Here is a 20,296-nt window from a genome sequence, read left to right as displayed (position 1 = left end):
ACCGTCGGACGGACGCAGCGCCCGCTCCGGCCCTCAGGACGCCGTCCGCCCCGGGAGCGGGTCGAGGGTGATGTGCGGGGACAGGGCCCGGAGGAATTCGGGGGCGTCGAAGATCCGGCCGGCGGAGGCGACGCCGAGCGTGCGGGTCCGGCCGGTGAGGATGCGGTGCACCGCCTCCACCGCGAGCGGTGCGGTGACGGCGTAGATGTCCCGGCCGCGTGCCACGGCACGTCGTTCGGTGTCGCCGCGCCGTACGACCACGTCGACCAGGAAGGTCTGGCCGGAACGCCCGTTCTCGTCGGCCGCGGTGGGCGCCGGGGTGTCCGGGGCCGCGAGGTCGCCCGCCGCGTCGGTCGTCATATGGGTGCGCACCTCGGGCACGGAGAGGTGACTGGGGACGGTCACCACGTCGGCCATCGTGAACTCCCCGACGACCTCCCGGGTGCCCATCGGGTCGGGGAAGGGCCATGTGAGGAGGGTCGTCTCGTCGTCGTGGTACTCCAGCCGCCCGTCCGTGTAGCGGACCCGCCGGCCGGCCCGGCGCTCCCGGGAGACCGTGCCCGCGACGCGTGTCCCGGGGGTGGGGTGCCAACCGCTCAGCCCGTAGGCGATGTTCACCTCGTCGGCGGTCGTCCAGTCCCCCATCGCCGCGGTGGCCAGCAGGTCGCCGAGGCCGCCGTAGAACGCCATCGCGGGGACGATCACCGCTCCCGCCGCGCGGGCGCGGTCCGCGAAGTGCGTGAAGGTGTCGAGGTTGGCCTCGATCTCGGCCGCCACGTCGACGTACGGGATCCCGGCGCGCAGGGCCGCCTCGATCACGGGAGCGGCGGTCACGGCGAAGGGACCGGCGCAGTTGATCACGGCGTCCGCGCCGTCCAGGGCGCGGTCGAGCGAGCCGGGGTCGTCGACCGAGGCCGGACGGACCTCAAGGGCGCCGGGAATGGATGCTGCCAGCGCCCGCAGCTTGCCGGCGTCGCGGCCGGAGAGGACCGGGACGAATCCGCGTTCCCGCAGCTCGGCCACCACGAAGCGCCCGGTGTGCCCGTACGCGCCGAACACCGTCACCGTCTGCCCCGGTCTCATTGCCGACCCCATGACTTCTCCCCCTGCTCGAACGATCCGCCGGATCCGCTTGACCCGTCGCGACCATCCTGGCGAGAGCGGGCGCACCGCCGTGAGTGTCTGGAACGACGTGCCCCGTACAGTTTCGGACATGACCACTGTCGCGCTGGCCGTCACCGAGGGCATGCTGCACTTCGAACTGTCCCTGGCGTGCGAGGTGTTCGGCCCGCCCCCGGCGGGCGTGGACGTCCCCTGGTACGACGTCGAGGTCTGCGGGTCGGACGCCGTGCGCGTCGGCCGGTTCCGGCTGGAGCCCGACCAGGGGCTCGACCGGCTCCGGCATGCCGACACCGTGATCGTCCCCGGCTGGGCGGACGTCGACGTGGACCCGCCCGCCGAACTCGTCGACGCGGTACGCGCGGCCCACGAGGCGGGTGCGCGCGTGGCGTCCCTGTGCACGGGCGCGTTCGTGCTGGCGGCGGCCGGGCTGCTGGACGGCAGACGCGCGACCACGCACTGGGCCCACACCGAGGCCCTGGCCGGCCTCCACCCGCTCGTCGAGGTCGATCCGGACGTGCTCTACGTGGACAACGGCAGCGTGCTCACCTCCGCGGGCAAGGCCGCAGCGATGGATCTGTGCCTGCACCTCGTCCGCCTCGACCACGGCTCGTCCGTCGCCAACGCGGTGGCCCGCCGCCTGGTCGTGCCGCCGCACCGGGCCGGCGGCCAGGCCCAGTTCGTCGCCGCGCCGGTGCCCACCCGGGACGACCACCCGCTCGCCGCGCTGCTCCCCTGGGCGGTCGAGCGCCTCGACCAGCCGCTCACGGTGGAGGACCTGGCACGCCGGGCGGGGATGAGCTCGCGCAATCTGGCCCGCCACTTCCGGGCGGTGACCGGCACCACGCCCCTGCGATGGCTGCTGACCCAACGGATCCGCCGCGCGCAGGAGTTGCTGGAGAGCACCGACGACACGGTCGACGTCATCGCGACGGCCACCGGCATGGGCACCGCCACGACGCTGCGCCGGCACTTCAACCGGACGGTCGGCGTGCCGCCGGACTCCTACCGCCGGACGTTCCGCTCACGGCACGGCGAGACCCCCGCCCTGCCGCGGTGACGTCACGAATGGCCGGCGGAAAGCCCCGGGCTCCCGCGGCCGCGGGTAACGCGCCCCGGCCGCCCCGGCCGCCCCGGCCGGTCGACCACGGGCCGTGGTCGATGCCGGGTTCACTGTTCACCTGCGCTCCGGCCCACCGGGGGAGTCCGTCGGTGGAGTGCGGCCCGCCGCACACGCCGCCCCAACTGCGGCGAAGTCACTGACGGAGTTCCCGGCGCCCGAGCGACAACCGCCCTTTCAAAAGCAACGCACAGGCCCCCTTCCGCCTCTTGCACAGCGTCACCGTTCCTGAGGACCGAGCGGGAGTGAGTCCTGTTGCCCGTACTCGTGCTCGCCGAGCGCCCCGAACGGTGTCGGGCGTTCTGGTTGCCCGCGTTCGCTCCGCGTCCGGGCGGCACGCGTCGTGTGCGTGGTCCGGGGATGCGGGGGCGGGGTCCCTCACGCCCGGGTGTGCCCGCTCCGGCCTGGTCGGTCCGATGCCCACGACGATCGCTCCGGTCGTGGTGGGGCGGTGTCGCCCGTCGCCGGACCGGGTGCCCTCGGGCGCGCCGTCCGATCGCCACGGCGGCGGCCGCCCCACTTCGAGGTGGAGGCCGGGTCCACGGCGATGACCGCGATATCGGTCTGGTCGGCCATGGAGCTCAGGCGGGCGCGGAGCCGGCCGGTGGGCATGCCGGAGATGAGCCGTCAAAAGCGTCGTTTGCGGCCGTGCTTCTCCCGGGTCTTGTCCGCGGTGAAGCCGAGGTCTTCGACCGCGATCGCCTTGACGCCGCGGGACTTGGCCCAGTGCAGCAGGCGGGTGAGGGCGTGGCGGAGCTGGGCGTCGCGGTGGCCGGTGGTGCCAGCGCCGACCCCCGACCGGCCGAGCACCAAGACCCACTCATCCCTGCCAGAACACCCTCAGGGTCAGTCAAGCCCCAGCAGTTCCCAACCCCTCAATCGAGAGGACCGCACTGTGCGTTCACGTAGTTCCATACGTCCACGTCTGAATCCGGCCGGGTCGATGGTCCTGGCGCTCGCCGCGGCAGGCTCCGTGCTGGCCGGGCCGGCCGGCTCCGCTACCGCCGTCGAGACGGCCGGCCGGGCCGATCTGCGCGCGGATGTGAACCGCGACGGGCGGGTCGATGTCACCGGTGGCAGCGACAAGAACGGCGAGGACGGCTGGTCGGTCGGGCGGGGAGCGGTCTACCTGCCCAACATCGATGACGACACCAAGCGGTGTCCCGTCTCCGGACCGGGCGGCAGACCCCTGTCCGACGCCAAGCTGGCCGCGTGCAACGACGGCACCGACACGAAGGTCAACGGCAGCGCGGACGCCGCCGACCTCGCCCGGGTCCGTTCCGTTCCCATGCCCGGCCTGGCCTCGGACGCCAAGGGCAGCCTGAAGGTCACCACGGGAGGCAAGCACGCGCACCTCTTCCTCAAGCGGGACGGCAAGTGGGTCCTGGTGACGTCCGCGACCCGGCTGACCGCCGCCGAGCTGCGTTCCGGCGTGGAGTTCGGCATCGAGGCCACCGACATCGTCCGGGACACGGCGAAGTGGGACGGCCGCGCGGTGATCCGGCTGACGGTCAAGTCCGGGCAGAAGTCCACCTCCGACTCCGTGACCCTGCGCGTCGCACCGCTGCTGACCCAGCATCACCTGCAGAACACCCAGCAGGTGATGGTGACCGAGGTCCAGGGCGAGGGCGAGTACAGCCGCCTCCAGCAGAAGTTCGTCGCCGAACTCGGCAAGGAGGTCAAGAAGGCCGGGGTCACCACGCCGCTGGTCACCTTCAAGAAGTACGCCGACCCCTGGGCCCAGGACTTCGTCGAACCCGCCTACGTCAACATGACCGGGCCGGGCGGGCAGCCGCAGGTGATGCGCGTGATGCTGCGCTCCGCCCAGCCGGACCGGGACGCGGGCCGCGAGCTGTTCGAGAAGATCCGCGGCCGGGACATCGGCGTCGTGCAGGTGACCGACCCGGCGGAGCCCGACGACTGGTCGCTCAACTCCATGGGCAACCTGGAGACCATCCCGCCCTACGCGCACGGCGGGCGCTCGTTCCCGGCCGGGCGCATCATCATGGGCGAGCGCAAGGACAGCGGGGCACGTCCGTCGAAGGTGATGCGGACGATGCTGAAGTCGCAGGGCATGCAGGACCCACTGCTGCTGGACACCTCCTGGCTGGGCGTCGGGCACGTCGACGAGTTCGTGCAGTTCCTGCCCGCCGACACCCCGCGCGGCTGGCGCATCGGCGTCGCCGACCCGGAGGCGGGGCTGCGGCTGCTGCGCGACGCCAAGCGCGACGGCCACGGCGGGACGAAGATGTTCTCCGTCCCGGGCCGCAGCGACAGCCCCGCGCCCAAGGAGACCATCGCCCAGGCGCTCGCCTCCCGGCACCTGGTGTCCGACAACGCGATGGCGGCCCGGCGTATCGCGGCCAACCTGGAGATCCTCAAGCGTGAGACGGGTGTCACGGACGAGGAGATCGTGCGGGTGCCCGCGCTGTACACCCGTGAGTCGGAGGCCTTCTCCGCCGAGGGCCAGGACGTTCCCGTGCCGCGTCTGACGCGCATGGGCGCGGCATCCGACCTCGTGGACAGCCTCAGGGACCGCGGCCAGCAGAAGTGGCTCGCCGAGAACCCGGCGGCCCCGCGTGCGGCGGCCCCGGCGACGGTGGAGACCAGCGCGTACGTGCCCGGCGCGGTCAACGGCGTGCTCCTGGGCCGCGACCGCTACCTCGCCCCGCGCCAGTGGGGGCCCGTCATCGGCGGCAAGGACATCTTCACGGAGGCCGTCAACGCCGTCTACACACGGGTCGGCATGAAGGTGTCGTACATCGACGACTGGTACACGTACCACCTCGGCATGGGCGAGGTGCACTGCGGCACCAACACCCTGCGCGACGCCTCCGCCGCGTGGTGGCAGCTGCCGGCGCGGTAGCGGGTCAGTCCTCGACGCCGACGCGTCGCCAGGATCTCGCGTGTTCGCGGTCGCGGTGGGAGGGCGGGATGTCGGGGGCAGTGACAGGGCCCCCCACTTCCCCGCCGCGCAGGTCAGCGCGGTGTGACACTGGCCGTATGGCATCCGAGCAGAGCAGCGGCGGGGTCGGGGTCGGGACGGAGCTGGGGCAGTTCCTGCGCGCCCGTCGCACCCAGACCCTCCCCGAGCAGGTCGGCCTCACCGTCGGCCCCGGTCTGCGTCGCACCCCCGGCCTGCGCCGTGAGGAGCTGGCGACGCTCGCCGGGATGAGCATCGACTACTACGTCCGTCTGGAACGCGGCAAGGAGACCCGCCCCAGCCCCGCCGTGCTCGACGCCCTCGCCCGTGCCCTGCGACTCGACGACGCCGAGCACCAGCATCTGCGCGATCTCGCCGCCAGGGCCGCCCGGTACGCCCCCGAGCCCCCGCCGCCGCCCAGCCGGACCGTGCGCCCGCACCTGAAGCTGATCCTGGAGACGCTCCGCCCGAGCCCCGCGTACGTCATCAGCCGGAGCATGGACCTGCTCGCCTGGAACCCCGGCGGACTCGCCCTGTACGCGGGCATCGCCGACTGGCCCACGGGGCAGCGCAACCTCGCCCGCTATCTCTTCCTCCACCCCACCGCGCGCGACCTCTTCCCCGACTGGGACGAGCAGGTGCGCGGCTGTGTGGCCCGGCTCCGCAGCCTGGCCGGCACCGCCCCGGACGCGCCCGACCTCACCCAGCTGGTCGGCGAACTCGTCCTCAAGAGCCCGGACTTCGCCAGGCTGTGGGAGCGCTACGACGTCGTCGGGCGCAAGAACCTCCAGAAGACCTTCCACCACCCCGAGGTCGGCGTCCTCACCCTCGCCGGCCAGAGCATGCAGCTCGAAGGCACCCCCGGCCAGCGCCTCGGCGTCTACACCGCCGATCCCGGCACCCCCGACCACGACGCCATGCTCCTCCTCGACCTGACCGCCCCCGAACCGGCCGGGGCTCCGCAGACGAAGGCCGGGCGGCAACGGCGTACGCGGCCCTGACGGGCCTCGCGACCCGATCGGCTGTCAGCCGTACTTCGCCTGCTCACGGTCGCGGCGCCTGGGACGGAGTCGCCCGCGTGCCTTGCGCCGGGCCGACGGAGCCGGTCCCTGGACCGGCATCCCGGAGCGGCCGTAGTGGACGGCGGCCATGCGGTCTCCGTGCTGTGAGTTCAGCAGACGGATGAGGAGGACCCCGACAACGATCATGCCCAGGATCGCGACCACGGTCACGAAGGTCTGCACGGTCCTCACCTTCCCGTCGGGATGGGTCGACGTGCGGTCAGGTCGCGGGCCTCATGCCCTCCTTCGGAGTCCCAGACCGCCTCCACGGCCCGGTCGGCGTCGCGCAGTGTCCGCAGACGCGCCGCCTCCTCCAGCAACCGGCTCGCGGTCAGCACGCCGTGTGGGTCACTCGCCGCGGCCATCAGCCAGGCGGCCGAGTCGGGCGTGGTCTGCGGCGGGACGACCAGGAGGTTCCAGCGGCCCACGTGGTAGGAGAGCAACAGCAGTTCGTGCGGGTCCTGCTCGGCCAGGAACCAGCCCACGTTCACCACGTGCCCGGCGACGGGCACCTTGCGTGGAACGACCGGCCACTGGGTGGGGTTCACGGTGACCCGGGTGATCCGCCCCCACAGCGGATCCAGTACGGCGGTCAGGGCCGGGAGTTCCGCCCCGAGATCGCGGGAGCGGGGCCACCATGCGCCGTCCAGCAGAGCCGGGGCGGAGCCGACGGGAGCCAGCGACAGACGCGGAGAGGACGAGGAGAGCCGGTCATCGGCTTCGGTCGTCGGCGGGTGGGAAATGGTCGCAGTCATGACGCGAACCCTGCCCCGGGCCGGTCACGACCGGCCCGGAATATTCAATCGCCGAAAACGACACGGGCCTGAGAGCCGGTGTTCGAAATATCCTCGGTCATTCCAGCGTACTCCTCGAACAGGCCCGACGGACCGTACGCAGGGCCCGGCCTATGCGCCGCCGGTGTCGAGGAGGATCCGTTCGGCCCGCGTCACGCTGCCGGCGCGGACGGCTTCGGCCATGGCGGCGCGCGCGGCGTCGGGCGTCGTGTGCGACGGGACCACGAGGAGGGAGAAGAGATCCTGCTCGCCCCGCGTGATCAGGACGGTGTCGTCACCTGCCGCGAAGGAGTCGATGTGGACGACACGGTCGTCGATGGTCATCCGCGTCGGCAGCCCTTCCCAGGCGCCGGCGTCCAGGCCGACACGTGTGATGGGCCCGAGGTACTCGGTCAGTGCGGAGATCAGGCCGGGCAACTCGGCGGCGATGTCGCGGGAGCGCGGCCACCACGCCCCGTCGAGCACGCTCTGCCGATCGTGCGTCGTCTCCAGCCGTACGACAGCCGTCCCGGGCCGCACGGCCCGGTGGACGGCGTCCGGCAGCAGTCTGCTCACACGCGGGGCGGAAGAAGAGTCGGCCATCGCACTCGCCTGCTTCCCTGTCGTCACTCCTGATCGCTCGCGGCTGCCGCCATCAGCGGTTCCGCCGCCGCCTCGGTCGTATCCGGAGGCACCACCAGCAGGTCCCAGCGTCCCCGTCCGGGGGCGAGCAGGACGGCGGTGTGCGGGGCGGACGCGGCGAGGCCTCTGTGCAGTCGTACGACCTGGTTGAAGACGAGCGTACGGCCGGGCACCGCGGACCACACCGCCCCGTTGACGGTGACGCTGGTGATCTGGCCCCACGCGCGCGGCAACCCCGCGAGCAGCGACGGGAGTTCCGCGAGCAGGTCGTACGAACGGGGCCACCATGCTCCGTCGATGGGCCGTGGCATGCCGCTGCGGGGTGCCAGGCGCATCCTCAGGACGGGCTGGGAGGGAATCTGGGGCTGCAGTGCGGTGGTCATGATGAACTCCTGCCAACTGCCGTAGGAGAGCGAATGGTCGAGGTCAGGCGCGCCGGGCGGCGACCCGCTCGGTGGTCGGCCGGCGCACGTCGTGCACCCGGCCGAGACGTTCGAGAAGGCGGATGAAGGCGGCGGAGGGGTCGATCTGGCCGCGGTCGACGCCGTGCCGGGCGCCGGTGGGGTCGGCGTGGTGGAGGTTGTGCCGGCTCTCGCCGAAGGAGAGCGGGGTGAGGGGCCGCAGGTTGGTGGCCCGGTCGTGGCGCCGGGTGCGGAACGGGCGCTCACCGATCAGGTGGCAGAGGGAGTTCACGCTCCAGGTGACGTGGTGGAGCAGCGCGATGCGCACCAGTCCCGCCCACAGCAGGGCGGTCACGCCGTACACCCATGTACCGCCGATGGCCCAGCCCAGTGCGAACGGCAGGACGACGGTCACCGCCGTCACCGCGACGTACAGCCGCTCACCGCCGTCGCGTGCGGGCGCCGGGGCATCCCGCGGGAAGGGGGACGTCCCGTCGTGGAGCTGGGGCGGCGGGGCCGGGTCCGACGGTGTGACCGTCGTGGGCGTGGCCGGAATGGACGGCATGCGTGGCTCCTCGGCCCTGGATGCGGATGGCGCGGCCGGGGTCACGGGCTGCCCCAGTGAGAACGGGTGAGGTGCTCTGGAGGGAGGGTGCTCGAATGGACTCGCCGGAGACGAGGCGACGGTCCGGGGCCGGTGGATTCCGGCATACGGAAGTGCTCGTGGTCTCCACCGTACTCCCGCCCGTGTAACAACCGAGACTGTCCGGAATCGGCATCGCGTTCACACGGGCGGACACCGCGCCCTTTCTGATGCGCCCGGCGTTCTTCGGTGAGAGGCTGCCTTGACTGAGGGGTGGCGTGGTGGAGGGTGCGGTGCCCGGTGTGGACGATGAGGGACGGCCGGGGCCGGCGGCCGAGCCGGGCCTCTGGCTGCGGGTCGTCGAGCAGCTCGGCACAGCCCTGATGGTGGTCGACCCGGCCGGACGGATCCGCGCCGTCAACCCGGCCGCCGAGCGGCTGCTGGGCCGTGCCGCCACCGCGATGCGCGGACAGGACGCGCACGAACTGCTGCACCGGGACGCGTCCGGCGGCACGCTCCGCCGGGAACGGTGCCCCCTGCTCCAGGCGCTGGCCGAGGGGGCCTCCGCGCGCGGGGGCGACCGCTATCTGCACGGTGACGGCCACCTGGTCACGATCTCCTGGTCCGCCTCCCCCCTGGCGGACGACAGCTCCGTCGAGGGCATGGCCGTGCTGTTCACCGACGCCACCGGCGACCAGGTGGTGCGCCGGGAACGTGCGGCCTACACCAGGGCCCTGGAGGACCGCGCCGAGCGGCTGACGCTGGTCGCGGAGATCACCGACGTCCTGGGACAGACCCTGGAGACCGACGAGGCCCTCGCCCGGCTGGGCCGTCTGCTGGTGCCCCGCCTCGCCGACTGGGCGGCGGTGGACCTCCTGGCCGCTCCCGGGCAGGTCCACCGGGTGGCGGTGACCGGTCCGGCGGGCCGGGAGGCCGGCCTGGAGGGCAGGCGGGAGCAGCTGCCCGAGGCCGGCGAGGCGGACGGCTCACCCCTGGTCCAGGTGCTGAACGGCGGTGATCCCGTACTGCGGAACGAGGCGGAGAGAGCCACACCACCCGGCTCTCCCCTGGCCACCGTCCACAGCGACTTCCTGCGGGCGGCGGGCGCGACATCCGCCCTCACGGTGCCGCTGGGCTCCGGGCAGCGGATCACCGGCGCCCTGACGGTGGTGCGCACCGACCCGGCGCACCCCTTCGACACCGAGGACCTGGCGGTGGTGAGCGACATCGGCCGGCGGGTCGGCCTGGTCATCGACAACGCACGGCGGTTCGGCCGCCAGCGGGCCGTCGCCGAGGCCATGCAGCGCAACCTGCTCGCCCCGCTGCCCCAGCCCGGCCGGCTGCGGCTGGCCGCCCGCTACCAGCCCGCTCCGGCGGGCTCCCAGGTCGGCGGCGACTGGTACGACGCGTTCGAGCTGAAGGACGGCACGCTCGCGCTGGTCATCGGCGACGTCGTGGGCCACGACCTGACCGCGGCGGCCGGTATGGCCCAACTGCACGGTGTCCTGCGCTCATTGGCCTGGGACCACACCGGACCGCCCGGCGCCGTCATCGACCGGCTCGACGACGCCATGCCCGCGATCACCACCGTCCCCCTGGCCACGCTCGTCCTCGCCCGGGTCGAAGGCGATCCGCACACCGGCCCGTGGACGCTGCGGTGGACCAGCGCCGGCCATCCGCCGCCGCTCCTCCTCGCCCCCGGCGAAGACGCGCGGTACCTCGACGCCGGGCAGGGTCTCGTCCTCGGCGCTCCCGTGGACCACGACGCGCGCCGGCCGAACGCCACCCAGGCGCTGCCGCCGGGTTCCACCCTGCTGCTCTACACCGACGGCCTGATCGAGATCCCCGGCAGCGACCTCGACACCGGCCTGCGCCGGCTGCGCCGCCACGCCCTCGCGCTCGCCGACGCACCGCTGGACATGCTGTGCGACCAGCTGCTCGCCCGGATGCCGCCCGGGAGCACCGACGACGTGGCCCTCCTGGCCCTGCGGCTTCCGGTGCCGTGACGGCGGTGACGGGCGGCGTGCTGCTCAGGTCCCGAGGACCAGGACGCGGAACGGGCCCGGCGGCGTGGTGCCCGAGGTGTCGCCGTCGAGGCACCGCCACCCCCAGGACCGCAGGGCCTCGACGGTCCTGGCGTCGGAGTGGTTCACCAGGGTGACGCCGACGGTGGCGCCGTGGTCGGTGAGCAGCCGTCTCTGGAGGCGCCGGGCGAGGTTCCAGGCGCGGTCCTGGTTCTGTCGGCGTACCCAGGGCTGGACGAGGATCACGGAGACCATGAAGAGGCGCCCGGAGCCCGCGAGACGGAGCAGGCTTCCCGGGAGGTATCCGTCGAAGCCCTCCCACCCGGGCCCGTCGCCGCGTACGGGGAAGCCGTAGGCGCAGCCTGTCAGGGCGGTGGTCTCGGCGATCAGCAGCGAGAACCCCGGTCGCCTCGCGTCGGCCGCCAGCCGGCGCAGGAAGGCGCCGCGGGCCTCGTTCCACGCCCACGGGCCGCCGCCGGAGGTGTCCGCGTACAGATCGCCCAGCTCCCCCAGCCGGTCCTCGACCTGACGCCGGGTCAGCTCGCGGACGCGGGCGCCCTCACGGGGCGAGGAGCCACGCTCCGGCCTCGGCGGACGCGGCCTCCGCGTGCCGCGCCGGTCCGGGACGGCCTGCCGCCCGGGAAGCTCTGCGGTCGTCGGCGCGACCGGAACGTGCACCGTCATGAGGCAAGCCCTGCTCCGGGCACAGGAGGACCCGACCCGGGGTCGTCGGTCGCCGAGGGCGGCACCGGTGTCGGGGCCGGTGCGCGAAGGGCTCTCGGTACCTCCACGGTACTCCCGGCCGGGCACCCGTCCGCCGGGGCCACGGCCAGGAAACCCGGGGTGTGCGGCTACCTGGAGGCGGCGGTGGCGAGGCCGTCCAGCCAGGCCTGGTGCCCGTTGAGCATCGGGTTGGGGCGCTCGGCCAGGGCCGCGGCGGGCCGGCCGATCCGCGTCCAGCGGGTCAGGATCCGCACCCGGCCGCAGGGCAGGTCCTCGACCCCGGCGCCGCCGCCGATCTGCCCGGCCTGCTCTACCGCATGGGCTGGGACGACCCGGCCTCCCTCGACCTGCGCGGCCTCGGCCCCGGTACGCACATCACCAGGCGTGCGGCACGTCCAGCCGCTCCTCCGGCGTTGCTGTCCCGCTGCGCGGTCCAGGACAGGGCGCCGGGGACGCCCTCGGCCGGGCCCCGGAACTCCACGCCCCGGGCGTCCAGCGGCGGGAAGCCGAAGGTGCCGAAGCGGAACGCGAGGTCGTCCTTCAGCCGGGGGCCGTCGCCGTTCGGGGATGTCCTTCTCGTCAGTGCGGCATCAGGGGAGCTTCTTGAGCAGCTCGGCGGCGAGCGGGGCGGAGGAGGCCGGGTTCTGGCCGGTGACGACGTTGCGGTCGACCCGGACGTGCGGCGCCCACGGCTCCCCGGTCTCGACCGTCAGTCCGGCCTCGGTCAGCCGGTCCTCCAGCAGCCACTTCGCCTTGTCGGCGCTGCCGGCGAGCTGCTCCTCGGTGTTGGTGAAGGCGGTGATCCGGTAGCCGGCGTAGGCGTTCGTGCCGTCCTCCTTCACCGCGGCCAGCAGCGCGGCCGGGCCGTGGCAGACCACGCCTACCGGCAGCCCGGACTCCACCGCCCGGGCGAGGAGAGCGCCGGAGTCGGTGTCGACGGCCAGGTCCTCCATCGGGCCGTGGCCGCCGGGGACGTACACCGCGTCGAAGTCGTCGAGGCGTACGTCCGTCAGCGTCAGCGGGGTGCGGAACTCCGGGGCGCCCTCCACCACGGCCTTGATCTTCGCGGCGTTCTCCGCGCCGCCCGCGGCCTCCGGGGCCAGGCTGCCCGGGTCGACCGGCGGGACGACGCCGCCCGGGGTGGCCACGGTGATCTCGTGGCCGGCGGCCTTGAACGCCTCGTAGGGGGCGACCGCCTCTTCGGCCCAGAAGCCGGTGGGGTGCTTGCTGCCGTCGGCCAGCGTCCAGTGGTCGGCGCCGGTCATCAGGAAAAGGATCTTCGCCATGGGGTGCTCCTACGGGTTCGGGGGGTGGGTCCGCACGGTCCGGCCGCGTCGTCGCTACGACGCCAGAGCTCCGACGTGATGGAGAACCGGACGTCCGAGGCCGCCGTTACCGGCAGGCGGCTACCCGCCCACGCCGACCTGAACCTGCTGCGCGCCTTCCTGGCCGTCCACCGCGCCGGTACGTTCACCGCCGCCGCCCCCGCGCTCGGGCTGTCCCAGCCGACCGTGACCGCGCAGATCCGCGCCCTGGAGCGGCAGACCGGCCGCGAGCTGTTCACCCGGCTGCCGCGCGGCGTGGAACCCACGCCCGTCGCCCACGAGCCGGCCGCGCGGACCGAGGGCCCGCTCGACACCCTCGCCACCCTGGAAAGCGGCCGGGAGGGCGGCCCGACCCTGCCCGTTCATCTCGCCGGACCATCGGAACCGCTGTGCGTACGCGTCCTGCCCGCCCTGGTCCCCCTCGTCGCCGACGGCGTCCAACCGCGCGTCACCCAGGGGCTGCCCGAACCCCTGCTGGAGGAGACGCGGTCGGGCCGCCACGACCTCGTCATCACGACCCGGCGCCCTCGCGGCCGGGCCCCGGAGTCCGTCCCGCTCGCCGACGAGGAGTACCCGCTCGTGGCCTCCCCCGCCCGGCGCATCGCCGCGGATCCTCGGGCCGACGGCGACCTGTGCGCCGCTACTGGCGGACCGTCTTCGGCCGGCAGCTCACCACCCGGGCCGCGGTCACCGTGCCCAACCTGTACGCCGTCCTGTCCGCGGTCGGCGCCGGGCCCTGGCCTTCTGGACCCGGCTGCACGGCGTCCTGTCCCTGGAACTCGCGGGCCACTTCAGGGGGATGGGGATCGACCCCGCGCAGCTCTTCGCCGCGGAACTGGACGAACTCTCGCGCCCGGACTAGGAGTCGTACGGCCCGTCGCCGTGCCCGCCGTCGTAGCGGGTGCTCCTGGGGGTGAGGCGGCGGTAGGCGGCGCGGGCGTGGGTCAGGCGGGCCAGGGCCGTGCCCAGGAGAGCGGCGCCGAACAGGCAGGCCAGCCATGTGGTGTCGCGGTGTCCGGCCCAGGTGAGGGTGCCGGCCGGCGGGATGACGAAGCCGTTGAGGAACAGCCAGCAGAGCAGGGCGGTTCCGGGGGCGGCCGTGAAGCGGGCGCACAGGCCGAGCACGGCGGCCAGCACGGACAGCGCGGGCAGGGCCAGTTCCGGACGGTCGGGCCCCACCACGGTGTTGAGACACGCCACCAGCGCCGGCGCCCCCGCGAAGGCCCCCGCCCAGACCAGCGGGGTCGCCACCGGCTGAGGGACGGGCCTGGCTCCGGTGCCCAGGGGCATCCACTTGATCATGCTGCCGCTTCCGCTCTGCCGGCCGGTTCCGAAGTGCTCGTCAGGGTGCCATCAACGCCGCTCCGGAGAAACACCGAATCCGGACAGCCGGACAGGGGGAGTCGAGGGCGCGGCACCGGATATGGGCTCGCCCGGCGTCCCCGGGGTGCGTACGGTCTCGTCGCAGACGTCGCGAGGGTGGGGGGATCGTGGCCAGGAGACGTCACGTTGCCAGGGGTGTGCCCGGGGGCTATCGCATCTAGGACAACCGGGGGCAGCGCTGGTGGGGCGACCTCTACGAGCTGTGCCCCGACGATCTTCGACCGAGCTCAACGGGCGGGCGGACCAGGCCCGGATCACCGCGCTGATGAAGCGCTACGGGGCGCGGAAGCGCTAGGCGCGCCGCCTGAGGGTCGGTACGGACGGCGCAGTCCCGCAGGGCACGCCGCGTATGAGTTCGTACGCCGGCAGCCTGAGCCAGAAATCCCCTCCCCTCAGGGAGGGGAGGATTCGACCCGCCGGGGACGCGTCAGGCGTCCTCGATGGTGATGAAGGGGTCCCACTGGAAGTACCCCTTCAACTGGCGGTGGCGGTCCAGGATCTGGAAGTAGAAGTGGTAGGTGACCTTGCCGGACCTCTTGACGGTCGTCCGCCAGTAGTGGTCCTGGTACCGCTGGGTGTCGAACTCCGGCCGTCCCTCACTGCCCTCCTTCGGCAGGGGGTAGATACCGTCGACCACCTCTATCTCCGGTGTGCGGATGAGCTGGTGCTGGCTGTCGCTGCTGACGTAGCGGTAGAGCAGGGCCTTGTAGTCGCTGCCCAGGGAGACGGTCGTCTCGCGCCACTTGACGGTGTCCCCGGGTTCGGCGCGGAGGTTCAGCTCGGCGCCCGACGTGCCGACGATGTGGTCGTGGCGGGTCGTCATGTAGATCAGGCTCTGGTCGACCTGGGTCGGCGCGTCGGGGTTGCGGGAGGCGTTGGGGTTCCGTTCGACGATCGTGGCCGCGTCGAACGCGATCAGGACGTTGAGATCTGCCATTCTCTTCTCTCCCTCTATGAGTGCGGAACCTTGTAGGCCATCGCCCGCGGGTAGTCGTGCCGGTGCAGCCGGACGCGCACCAGGAGCGGTCCGGCGTTGAGCGGGTCGGCCTGGTCGGTGAGGCGGGCCAGGAGGTCGTCCAGGTCCGCGGTGTGCGTGACGCTGACGCCGTTCGCCGGGGTCTTCCCGCCGGCGAAGACGGCCGCGAGGCGGTCGTAGTGCCAGGGGTGCAGGACGTTGTAGAAGTCGGCGTCCGCGGCGTCCTGGTCCGCGTAGAACTCCGGGTGCACCAGCATCTGTTCGATGCCGTAGAAGTGGCCGTTGTCCATGACGAACACCACCGAGCGGAGTCCGAGCCTGGTGTGGGTGGAGAGCTCCTGGCAGGTCTCCTGGAAGGCGCCGTCGCCGACGAACACCATCGGGCGGGCGTCCGCCCGCTCGGGGGCGAGCGCGGCACCGGTGGCCGCGCCGACCGACCAGCCGATGGACAGCCAGCTGACCTGCGAGAGGAATCCGCCCTCCGGCAGGGACAGGTTCATCGAGCCGATGAGGGAGAACGCGGCGTCCGAGACGACTGTCCAGTCCTCGCCGGTGTCGTGGTTCAGGAAGTGGTTGATCCGGTCGAAGACGCCGTCGTAGGTGAGGCGTTGCCCGTCCGGGTGGCGGGATCGCGCGGCGCCGGCGCGGAGGGAGGCGCGGTGCTGTTCGAGGGCCGCGGGGCGGTCGCCCGGCGAGCCGTGGTGGTCGTAGGACTCGGCGTAGTAGTCGGCGGTCAGGCCCCCGGAGCCGTAGGCCTTCACCAGCGCGTCCTGGAGGGCGGGCAGCAGATGACGGAGCTGGACGTCGGGGAAGTAGGAGGTGCCGACGCTGACGCCGCCGAGCGCGGCCATCACCCAGTCGCCGCCGACGGACTGCTCGCCGCCGAGGTTCTTCGACGTGGACCAGGCGCCGAGCCCGATGCGGCAGGTGGCCCAGTCCTTGAAGACGGCGTGCACGTCGGGGTGGCTGGCCGGGCCGTTGTAGACGCCGTGGAACTGCGGCAGGTCCTCGTCGACGACGGCCTTGGCGCCGACGGTGGTGCAGAACGGCACGCCGGTGGCCTCCACCAGGCCGGTGAGCTGCTCGCCGAGGCGGAACCGGTCGATCTCCTCGCCGGCCCACACGATCGGGCGGGGCCTGCCGTCCGGGCCGGGGTGCTCCTCGACCAGGGTCATGATCGCCTGCACGGCGTGGTCCAGCAGCTGCTGGTTGCGCGCGCTGAACGGCCGCTCACGGGGGACGATCGGTATCTCGGGCGCGGGGCAGGGCTCGTCCCAGAGGTCCTCCATGATCTCCAGGTAGACCGGGCGGCGCTCGGAGAGGCACGCGGTGAGCGCGGCGTCGATCTGGCCCGGGGCGAGGCCCGGGTGGGAGATGACCTGCGCGTCAACGGTGACCTGCCGGTAGACGTCCAGGTTGCTCTCAGCGCGGGGGCTCATGTGCGAGGTGAGCAGGCCGACGGCTCGGTAGTTCTGCCACTGCTCGTAGGGCGGGGAGGCGTTGACGGCGACCAGCGGGACCTGTTCGACGTAGGCGCCTCCGCAGGCGTTGAGCAGGTTGAACGCGCCCACGCTGTAGGTGACGGCGACCGCTCCCACGCCGTGGATGCGGGCGTAGGCGTCGGCGGCCTGGCCGGCGCCGCCCTCGGTGGGGGTGCCGACCCACTCGATGTCGTCCTCGTCCCGCAGGGTGGTCAGGAACGGGCCGAGGTGGTTGCCGGGGACGCCGAACAGATGCGTGATACCCAACTCGGCCAGCCGCAGGGCGAGATAGCGGGCGACCGTGCACCCGCGGTCGATCGCGGTCATGCCCCCTCCCCCGGGACGGTGACCGGCGGGGCCTGGTGGACGGCGAGCGCGGCCCGCACGGCGCTCTCGAGAGCACCCTCGATCCAGGCGTGCTTGAGGGAGGTGTGCTCTCCGGCGAAGTGCACCGGGCCCTCGGGCCGGGAGACGTCCAGGTGGAAGCTGGTCATCTGGTGCGCGGTGTAGATGGCGGCCTCGCCGAAGGCGTACGGGTCACGGGCCCAGCTCTTCGTGGCGCCCCGCCCGGTGAAGAACACCTCGATACGGCGGCCGTGCAGGGCCTGGAGATTGCGCAGGGCGTAGACGTAGCGCTCGGCGCTCCGCATGGAGTCCCAGCGCGCGGCGTCGTCGGACCAGCAGTAGGAGGCGAGGACGACGCCGCCGGTGCTGCCCTCGACCCGGTGCGAGGGGTAGTACATGAACCGGTTGGGGTTGTCGGCGGCGGAGCCCCCGCCGAAGCAGTGGGTGGCGGGGCGGACGGCGGGTCCGCGCAGCGGCAGGGCGCTGTCGAGCTGCCGCATCTCCTCGGTGACGGCGCTGTCCTTGACGGCGGCGCCGAGCAGCCCGGCGAAGGTGAGGCTGGGCCCGGAGTCCGTGGAGACGACGGTGAGAGCGGTGTCCGCGTCCGCGCCCTGCCGGTAGTGCTCGTACAGCCCCGGCGAGATGCGGTCCAGTTCCTCGCGCCAGTCGTCCTCGGTGAACTCCCACCACCGGTGGCTGAACTCCAGCAGCACCTTGGTGGCCTGGTCGTAGTGGGTCTCGATGATCGCGCGACGCTTCTTGTACGACATCGAGGGGACGATCTCCACGAAGCGCAGGGCGGAGAACGGGACGGTGACGATCGCGAGGTCGGCCGTCCACAGGCGGGGCGGGCCCTGTGGATCGTCCTCGGCGACGGTCTGCACGGCCACGCCCCAGCCGTCGGGTCCGACGGCGCCGGTGCCCTCGGGGTCGGTGTCGCGGCTGGGGTCGTGGTACTCGAGGCGGATCATGCGGTGGCCGAGCCGCACCTCGTCGCGCAGGCCCTGGTGGAGGGCGTGCGGCAGGCGCCAACTGCCGCCGGGTATCTCCCAGTAGCGGACGCCGGGGTTGATGTCGCTGCGGCTCAGGAAGCTGTGGAAGAAGGAGAGATGCAGCCGCGAGGACATGTTCTCCAGGGTTCCGACGGCCTCGATCGCCTCGTCGCTGAGCCCGGCGTGATCGCGCAGGAACCCGCCCATCGAGTAGCCGTCGAAGTCGCGGATCACCCGCGCCCAGCCCTCGACCCACTCCTCGAACGGCTTGTTGACGCGCCGGCCGTCGACGAGGTCGGAGTAGTAGTCGCGCACGGCCTCCAGCGCGTCGTCGACCATCTTCACGACGGGGGCGCGGACTTCGTCGCCGGTGAGGTGGAAGCCCTCGTTGACGCGTTCCGGCCCGGCGGCGTAGTCGGATCGCCGCACCTGGACGCGGTTGACGCGGATCCAGGAGTTGCCGCGCTTGTCGGGCTCGCGGAAGTCGGGGCTGTCGTCGCCGTAGGTCCAGGTCCTGCCGGTGAAGGAGGAGTACGTCACCGGGGGCACGGGGACGTCGGGGCCGCTTCCCGTGCCGGGGTCCACGTCCACGTTGTAGAACTGGCGGCGGCCGAGCCCGAGTTTGTCGACCAGGGCGAGGACGAGCGGGTGGAAGTCGGGCAGCCGCATGGCACCGGCCTCGGCGTACTGGGCCGGGTCGTCGAAGGGCTGGTGGTGCTTGGTGGCCCGGAACGTCTTGACGCGCCCGCCGACCCGGCTGGCATTGGCCTCCAGAATGGTGACCTCGTGGCCGGCGTCCTTGAGTAATCGCCCGGCGACGAGGCCGGTGATTCCGGCTCCGATGACGAGGATCTTCTTGCGCGGGTGGCGGGTGGGGCCGAGGCGGCCCGTGTCTATCAGCGTGTGCAGATAGTCGAGTTTGAGGTCCTTGCCGTCCGGCCCGACGAGCAGAAGTTCGCGGGCGAGCTGGAGACAGGTCTGCCAGCGCGCACGGGTGGCGGAGCTGTCCCGAGAAGTGTCGGTCATAGCTTGCGATCGTAGATATGGCGAAACGATTTCGCGTTTTCACCGGCGGATAAAGTCCTGAAAGCGCCGATCGCCTTTATTGACGGGAATGCATCTTGCTCGAATTCCCTTTCGAGGACGGGAGATTCTCCAGAGACGCAAGAGAAAGGGGGCTCGAAATTCCATCGATAATTCACTTACGGAATGCGTAGGTACCGGCTCGGGACCCCCTGCCGTGGCCGGACAGGACGACCGAACCGCCGATGACGGCAAGGCCCATCAGGACCGTTCCGAAGACGGTCGCCCCGGTGGGCAGGCCCACGGCATCCATGAGGTAGCCCGTGGACACCGGCAGCAGTCCGGCCGGGAGGTAACCGCCCACGTTCAGCGCGGCGTTGGCCTCGGCGAGCCGCTGCGGCGGGACGCTGGAGTTGAGCAGCGACAGACCGCCGAGCTGGCCCATGCCCTGGCCGGCCCCGGCGAGCAGCGCGGAGGCGACGAGCGGGGCGACCGACGAGGTGTGCACGGCGACGATCAGCGCGGCCATGCCGAGGGCGGTACTGATCGCACCGGCGGTCAGGATGGTGCGCCGGGGCAGCTCCCGCACGGCGAACTGGACGCCGGTGGCCGCGAGGAACATCACGAACGCCATGGCTCCGGCGACGATCCGGCTGGTGGTGCCGAGCAGTTCGGTCAACAGGGTGGGGCCGAGCGACAGCACGAAGGACGTGGCGGTGATGCCGGGTGCGAACACCGCGATGCCCAGGGCGAGATGGATGCCGTTGCCGTGCGGCACGCCGGGCACGCGCACCCAGGCGCCCTTCCCGCGTGCGGCGGGACGGCGTACGGGCATGCGCAGCACGGCGAGGACGGCGGTGACCAGCAGGACCGCCTCGACGGCGAAGACGGTCACGGTGGGCGCCGGCAGCGTCTCGGAGAGCAGACCGGCGAGCAGCGGGCCAAGCCCGGCACCGAAGACCATCGCGCAGGAGGCCAGCAGCGCGGCCAGCCGCTTGCGCTCCGGGCCCGCGACATCCGTCACGGCGGCCATGCCGGCGGAGACGACGGCGCCGACGGCGATGCCGGTGAACAGCCGGGCGATGATCAGCGCGGTCACGGTCGTGGCGGTCGCGAAGATCGCGCAGGCGGCGAACGCCAGGGCGAGGGCGGGCAGCAGCACGGGCTTGCGGCCCAGCCGGTCGGAGACCACGCCCGAGACGAGCAGCGAGCCGAGCAGCCCGACGATGTAGAACGCGAAGACGACGGTCAGGGTCCCCCTGGAGAACCCGATGTCGCGCTGCCACAGCACATACAGCGGGGTCGCCGCGTTGGACAGCACGAAGACGGCGGTGACCGGCCACGCCGCCAGCCACACCCACCAGGTGGGGGTACGGGGTGCGGCCTGACTCTCGGACATGGT

General features: G+C 72.6%; 19 protein-coding genes and 3 pseudogenes. 7 read left to right on the top strand and 15 right to left on the bottom strand.

Annotated features, from left to right (window positions below):
- Positions 1-33 precede the first annotated feature (33 nt).
- The gene (locus ACZ58V_RS25180; RefSeq protein ID WP_471292440.1) at positions 34-1,083 is read right to left on the bottom strand and encodes a saccharopine dehydrogenase family protein; all 1,050 of its coding nucleotides are present in this window, start codon (positions 1,081-1,083) and stop codon (positions 34-36) included.
- A 130-nt stretch (positions 1,084-1,213) separates the two neighbouring features.
- On the opposite strand from ACZ58V_RS25180, the gene ACZ58V_RS25175 reads away from it, so the two are divergent.
- On the top strand, positions 1,214-2,179 hold the full coding sequence (locus tag ACZ58V_RS25175; protein WP_471292437.1) for a helix-turn-helix domain-containing protein: 966 nt from the start codon (positions 1,214-1,216) through the stop codon (positions 2,177-2,179).
- 334 nt (positions 2,180-2,513) lie between these two features.
- On the opposite strand, the pseudogene ACZ58V_RS25170 reads toward ACZ58V_RS25175, so the two are convergent.
- Positions 2,514-3,022: pseudogene (locus ACZ58V_RS25170) on the bottom strand (IS200/IS605 family accessory protein TnpB-related protein); the annotation flags it as partial.
- 160 nt (positions 3,023-3,182) lie between these two features.
- On the opposite strand from ACZ58V_RS25170, the gene ACZ58V_RS25165 reads away from it, so the two are divergent.
- Entirely contained in the window at positions 3,183-5,105 is a 1,923-nt protein-coding gene (locus ACZ58V_RS25165; RefSeq protein ID WP_471292711.1) for a protein-arginine deiminase domain-containing protein, read from the top strand.
- Between the two features lie 137 nt (positions 5,106-5,242).
- Positions 5,243-6,163, top strand: coding sequence for a helix-turn-helix transcriptional regulator (locus tag ACZ58V_RS25160; RefSeq protein ID WP_471292434.1), 921 nt, complete (start codon positions 5,243-5,245; stop codon positions 6,161-6,163).
- Between the two features lie 24 nt (positions 6,164-6,187).
- Here the strand turns inward: ACZ58V_RS25160 and ACZ58V_RS25155 are convergent, their stop codons facing one another.
- From ACZ58V_RS25155 to ACZ58V_RS25135, 5 genes are all read right to left on the bottom strand, one after another.
- Entirely contained in the window at positions 6,188-6,406 is a 219-nt protein-coding gene (locus tag ACZ58V_RS25155) for a hypothetical protein (RefSeq protein WP_468192886.1), read from the bottom strand.
- Positions 6,407-6,411: 5 nt separating this feature from the next.
- Positions 6,412-6,978 (bottom strand): DUF5994 family protein, encoded by a 567-nt coding sequence (locus ACZ58V_RS25150; protein WP_468192887.1) that lies wholly within the window; start codon positions 6,976-6,978, stop codon positions 6,412-6,414.
- 150 nt (positions 6,979-7,128) lie between these two features.
- Entirely contained in the window at positions 7,129-7,599 is a 471-nt protein-coding gene (locus ACZ58V_RS25145; protein ID WP_471292430.1) for a DUF5994 family protein, read from the bottom strand.
- 23 nt (positions 7,600-7,622) lie between these two features.
- Positions 7,623-8,021 (bottom strand): DUF5994 family protein, encoded by a 399-nt coding sequence (locus ACZ58V_RS25140; RefSeq protein WP_468192890.1) that lies wholly within the window; start codon positions 8,019-8,021, stop codon positions 7,623-7,625.
- A 43-nt stretch (positions 8,022-8,064) separates the two neighbouring features.
- The gene (locus ACZ58V_RS25135; protein ID WP_471292427.1) at positions 8,065-8,604 is read right to left on the bottom strand and encodes a fatty acid desaturase; all 540 of its coding nucleotides are present in this window, start codon (positions 8,602-8,604) and stop codon (positions 8,065-8,067) included.
- Positions 8,605-8,915: 311 nt separating this feature from the next.
- On the opposite strand from ACZ58V_RS25135, the gene ACZ58V_RS25130 reads away from it, so the two are divergent.
- The gene (locus ACZ58V_RS25130) at positions 8,916-10,628 is read left to right on the top strand and encodes a SpoIIE family protein phosphatase (RefSeq protein WP_468192892.1); all 1,713 of its coding nucleotides are present in this window, start codon (positions 8,916-8,918) and stop codon (positions 10,626-10,628) included.
- Between the two features lie 24 nt (positions 10,629-10,652).
- Here the strand turns inward: ACZ58V_RS25130 and ACZ58V_RS25125 are convergent, their stop codons facing one another.
- The 3 genes from ACZ58V_RS25125 to ACZ58V_RS25115 all read right to left on the bottom strand — a co-directional run bounded on the left by ACZ58V_RS25125 (position 10,653) and on the right by ACZ58V_RS25115 (position 12,655).
- On the bottom strand, positions 10,653-11,330 hold the full coding sequence (locus ACZ58V_RS25125; protein ID WP_471292424.1) for a hypothetical protein: 678 nt from the start codon (positions 11,328-11,330) through the stop codon (positions 10,653-10,655).
- 167 nt (positions 11,331-11,497) lie between these two features.
- A complete protein-coding gene (locus ACZ58V_RS25120; RefSeq protein ID WP_471292421.1) occupies positions 11,498-11,743 on the bottom strand; it encodes a hypothetical protein in 246 nt (81 codons plus the stop codon).
- A gap of 216 nt (positions 11,744-11,959) precedes the next feature.
- A complete protein-coding gene (locus tag ACZ58V_RS25115; RefSeq protein ID WP_468192896.1) occupies positions 11,960-12,655 on the bottom strand; it encodes a type 1 glutamine amidotransferase domain-containing protein in 696 nt (231 codons plus the stop codon).
- A 78-nt stretch (positions 12,656-12,733) separates the two neighbouring features.
- On the opposite strand from ACZ58V_RS25115, the pseudogene ACZ58V_RS25110 reads away from it, so the two are divergent.
- Together ACZ58V_RS25110 and ACZ58V_RS25105 are read left to right on the top strand one after the other, a co-directional pair.
- A pseudogene (locus ACZ58V_RS25110) lies at positions 12,734-13,428 on the top strand (LysR family transcriptional regulator); the annotation flags it as partial.
- On the top strand, positions 13,338-13,556 hold the full coding sequence (locus tag ACZ58V_RS25105) for a TetR-like C-terminal domain-containing protein (protein ID WP_471292709.1): 219 nt from the start codon (positions 13,338-13,340) through the stop codon (positions 13,554-13,556). The pseudogene ACZ58V_RS25110 and the gene ACZ58V_RS25105, both read left to right, overlap by 91 nt.
- On the opposite strand, the gene ACZ58V_RS25100 is transcribed toward ACZ58V_RS25105, so the two are convergent.
- Positions 13,553-13,996 carry a hypothetical protein gene (locus tag ACZ58V_RS25100; protein ID WP_471292419.1) on the bottom strand — a complete coding sequence of 148 codons (444 nt, stop codon included), beginning with the start codon at positions 13,994-13,996 and terminating at the stop codon, positions 13,553-13,555. The two genes, ACZ58V_RS25105 and ACZ58V_RS25100, sit on opposite strands and share 4 nt — an antisense overlap.
- A 188-nt stretch (positions 13,997-14,184) precedes the next feature.
- Here ACZ58V_RS25100 and ACZ58V_RS25095 point away from each other — a divergent pair.
- Positions 14,185-14,372 (top strand): annotated as a pseudogene (locus ACZ58V_RS25095) (hypothetical protein).
- Positions 14,373-14,504: 132 nt separating this feature from the next.
- On the opposite strand, the gene ACZ58V_RS25090 reads toward ACZ58V_RS25095, so the two are convergent.
- The 4 genes from ACZ58V_RS25090 to ACZ58V_RS25075 form a co-directional block, all read right to left on the bottom strand.
- Positions 14,505-15,014: an inclusion body family protein gene (locus ACZ58V_RS25090; RefSeq protein ID WP_468192901.1), complete on the bottom strand. Its 510-nt coding sequence runs from the start codon at positions 15,012-15,014 to the stop codon at positions 14,505-14,507.
- Between the two features lie 14 nt (positions 15,015-15,028).
- Entirely contained in the window at positions 15,029-16,861 is a 1,833-nt protein-coding gene (locus ACZ58V_RS25085) for an alpha-keto acid decarboxylase family protein (protein ID WP_471292415.1), read from the bottom strand.
- Complete coding sequence (locus ACZ58V_RS25080; protein WP_471292413.1) at positions 16,858-18,897, bottom strand: flavin monoamine oxidase family protein; 2,040 nt, start codon at positions 18,895-18,897, stop codon at positions 16,858-16,860. Before ACZ58V_RS25080 ends, ACZ58V_RS25085 begins: the two co-directional genes overlap by 4 nt.
- A gap of 172 nt (positions 18,898-19,069) precedes the next feature.
- Positions 19,070-20,293, bottom strand: coding sequence for an MFS transporter (locus ACZ58V_RS25075; RefSeq protein ID WP_471292411.1), 1,224 nt, complete (start codon positions 20,291-20,293; stop codon positions 19,070-19,072).
- Between the last annotated feature and the right edge of the window lie 3 nt (positions 20,294-20,296).

It is taken from the genome of Streptomyces sp. NPDC040589 (assembly GCF_055594445.1).
The sequence above is the reverse complement of the archived record's forward strand: the minus strand, read 5'-3'. Positions and strand labels throughout refer to the sequence as shown.

Coding starts and splice junctions, on each gene's coding strand:
- ACZ58V_RS25175 (WP_471292437.1), top strand. CDS start 1,214: ATGACCACTGTCGCGCTGGCCGTCACCGAGGGCATGCTGCACTTCGAA.
- ACZ58V_RS25140 (WP_468192890.1), bottom strand. CDS start 8,021: ATGACCACCGCACTGCAGCCCCAGATTCCCTCCCAGCCCGTCCTGAGG.
- ACZ58V_RS25135 (WP_471292427.1), bottom strand. CDS start 8,604: ATGCCGTCCATTCCGGCCACGCCCACGACGGTCACACCGTCGGACCCG.
- ACZ58V_RS25150 (WP_468192887.1), bottom strand. CDS start 6,978: ATGACTGCGACCATTTCCCACCCGCCGACGACCGAAGCCGATGACCGG.
- ACZ58V_RS25125 (WP_471292424.1), bottom strand. CDS start 11,330: ATGACGGTGCACGTTCCGGTCGCGCCGACGACCGCAGAGCTTCCCGGG.
- ACZ58V_RS25165 (WP_471292711.1), top strand. CDS start 3,183: ATGGTCCTGGCGCTCGCCGCGGCAGGCTCCGTGCTGGCCGGGCCGGCC.
- ACZ58V_RS25160 (WP_471292434.1), top strand. CDS start 5,243: ATGGCATCCGAGCAGAGCAGCGGCGGGGTCGGGGTCGGGACGGAGCTG.
- ACZ58V_RS25090 (WP_468192901.1), bottom strand. CDS start 15,014: ATGGCAGATCTCAACGTCCTGATCGCGTTCGACGCGGCCACGATCGTC.
- ACZ58V_RS25145 (WP_471292430.1), bottom strand. CDS start 7,599: ATGGCCGACTCTTCTTCCGCCCCGCGTGTGAGCAGACTGCTGCCGGAC.
- ACZ58V_RS25085 (WP_471292415.1), bottom strand. CDS start 16,861: ATGACCGCGATCGACCGCGGGTGCACGGTCGCCCGCTATCTCGCCCTG.
- ACZ58V_RS25100 (WP_471292419.1), bottom strand. CDS start 13,996: ATGATCAAGTGGATGCCCCTGGGCACCGGAGCCAGGCCCGTCCCTCAG.
- ACZ58V_RS25115 (WP_468192896.1), bottom strand. CDS start 12,655: ATGGCGAAGATCCTTTTCCTGATGACCGGCGCCGACCACTGGACGCTG.
- ACZ58V_RS25080 (WP_471292413.1), bottom strand. CDS start 18,897: ATGACCGACACTTCTCGGGACAGCTCCGCCACCCGTGCGCGCTGGCAG.
- ACZ58V_RS25180 (WP_471292440.1), bottom strand. CDS start 1,083: ATGAGACCGGGGCAGACGGTGACGGTGTTCGGCGCGTACGGGCACACC.
- ACZ58V_RS25075 (WP_471292411.1), bottom strand. CDS start 20,293: ATGTCCGAGAGTCAGGCCGCACCCCGTACCCCCACCTGGTGGGTGTGG.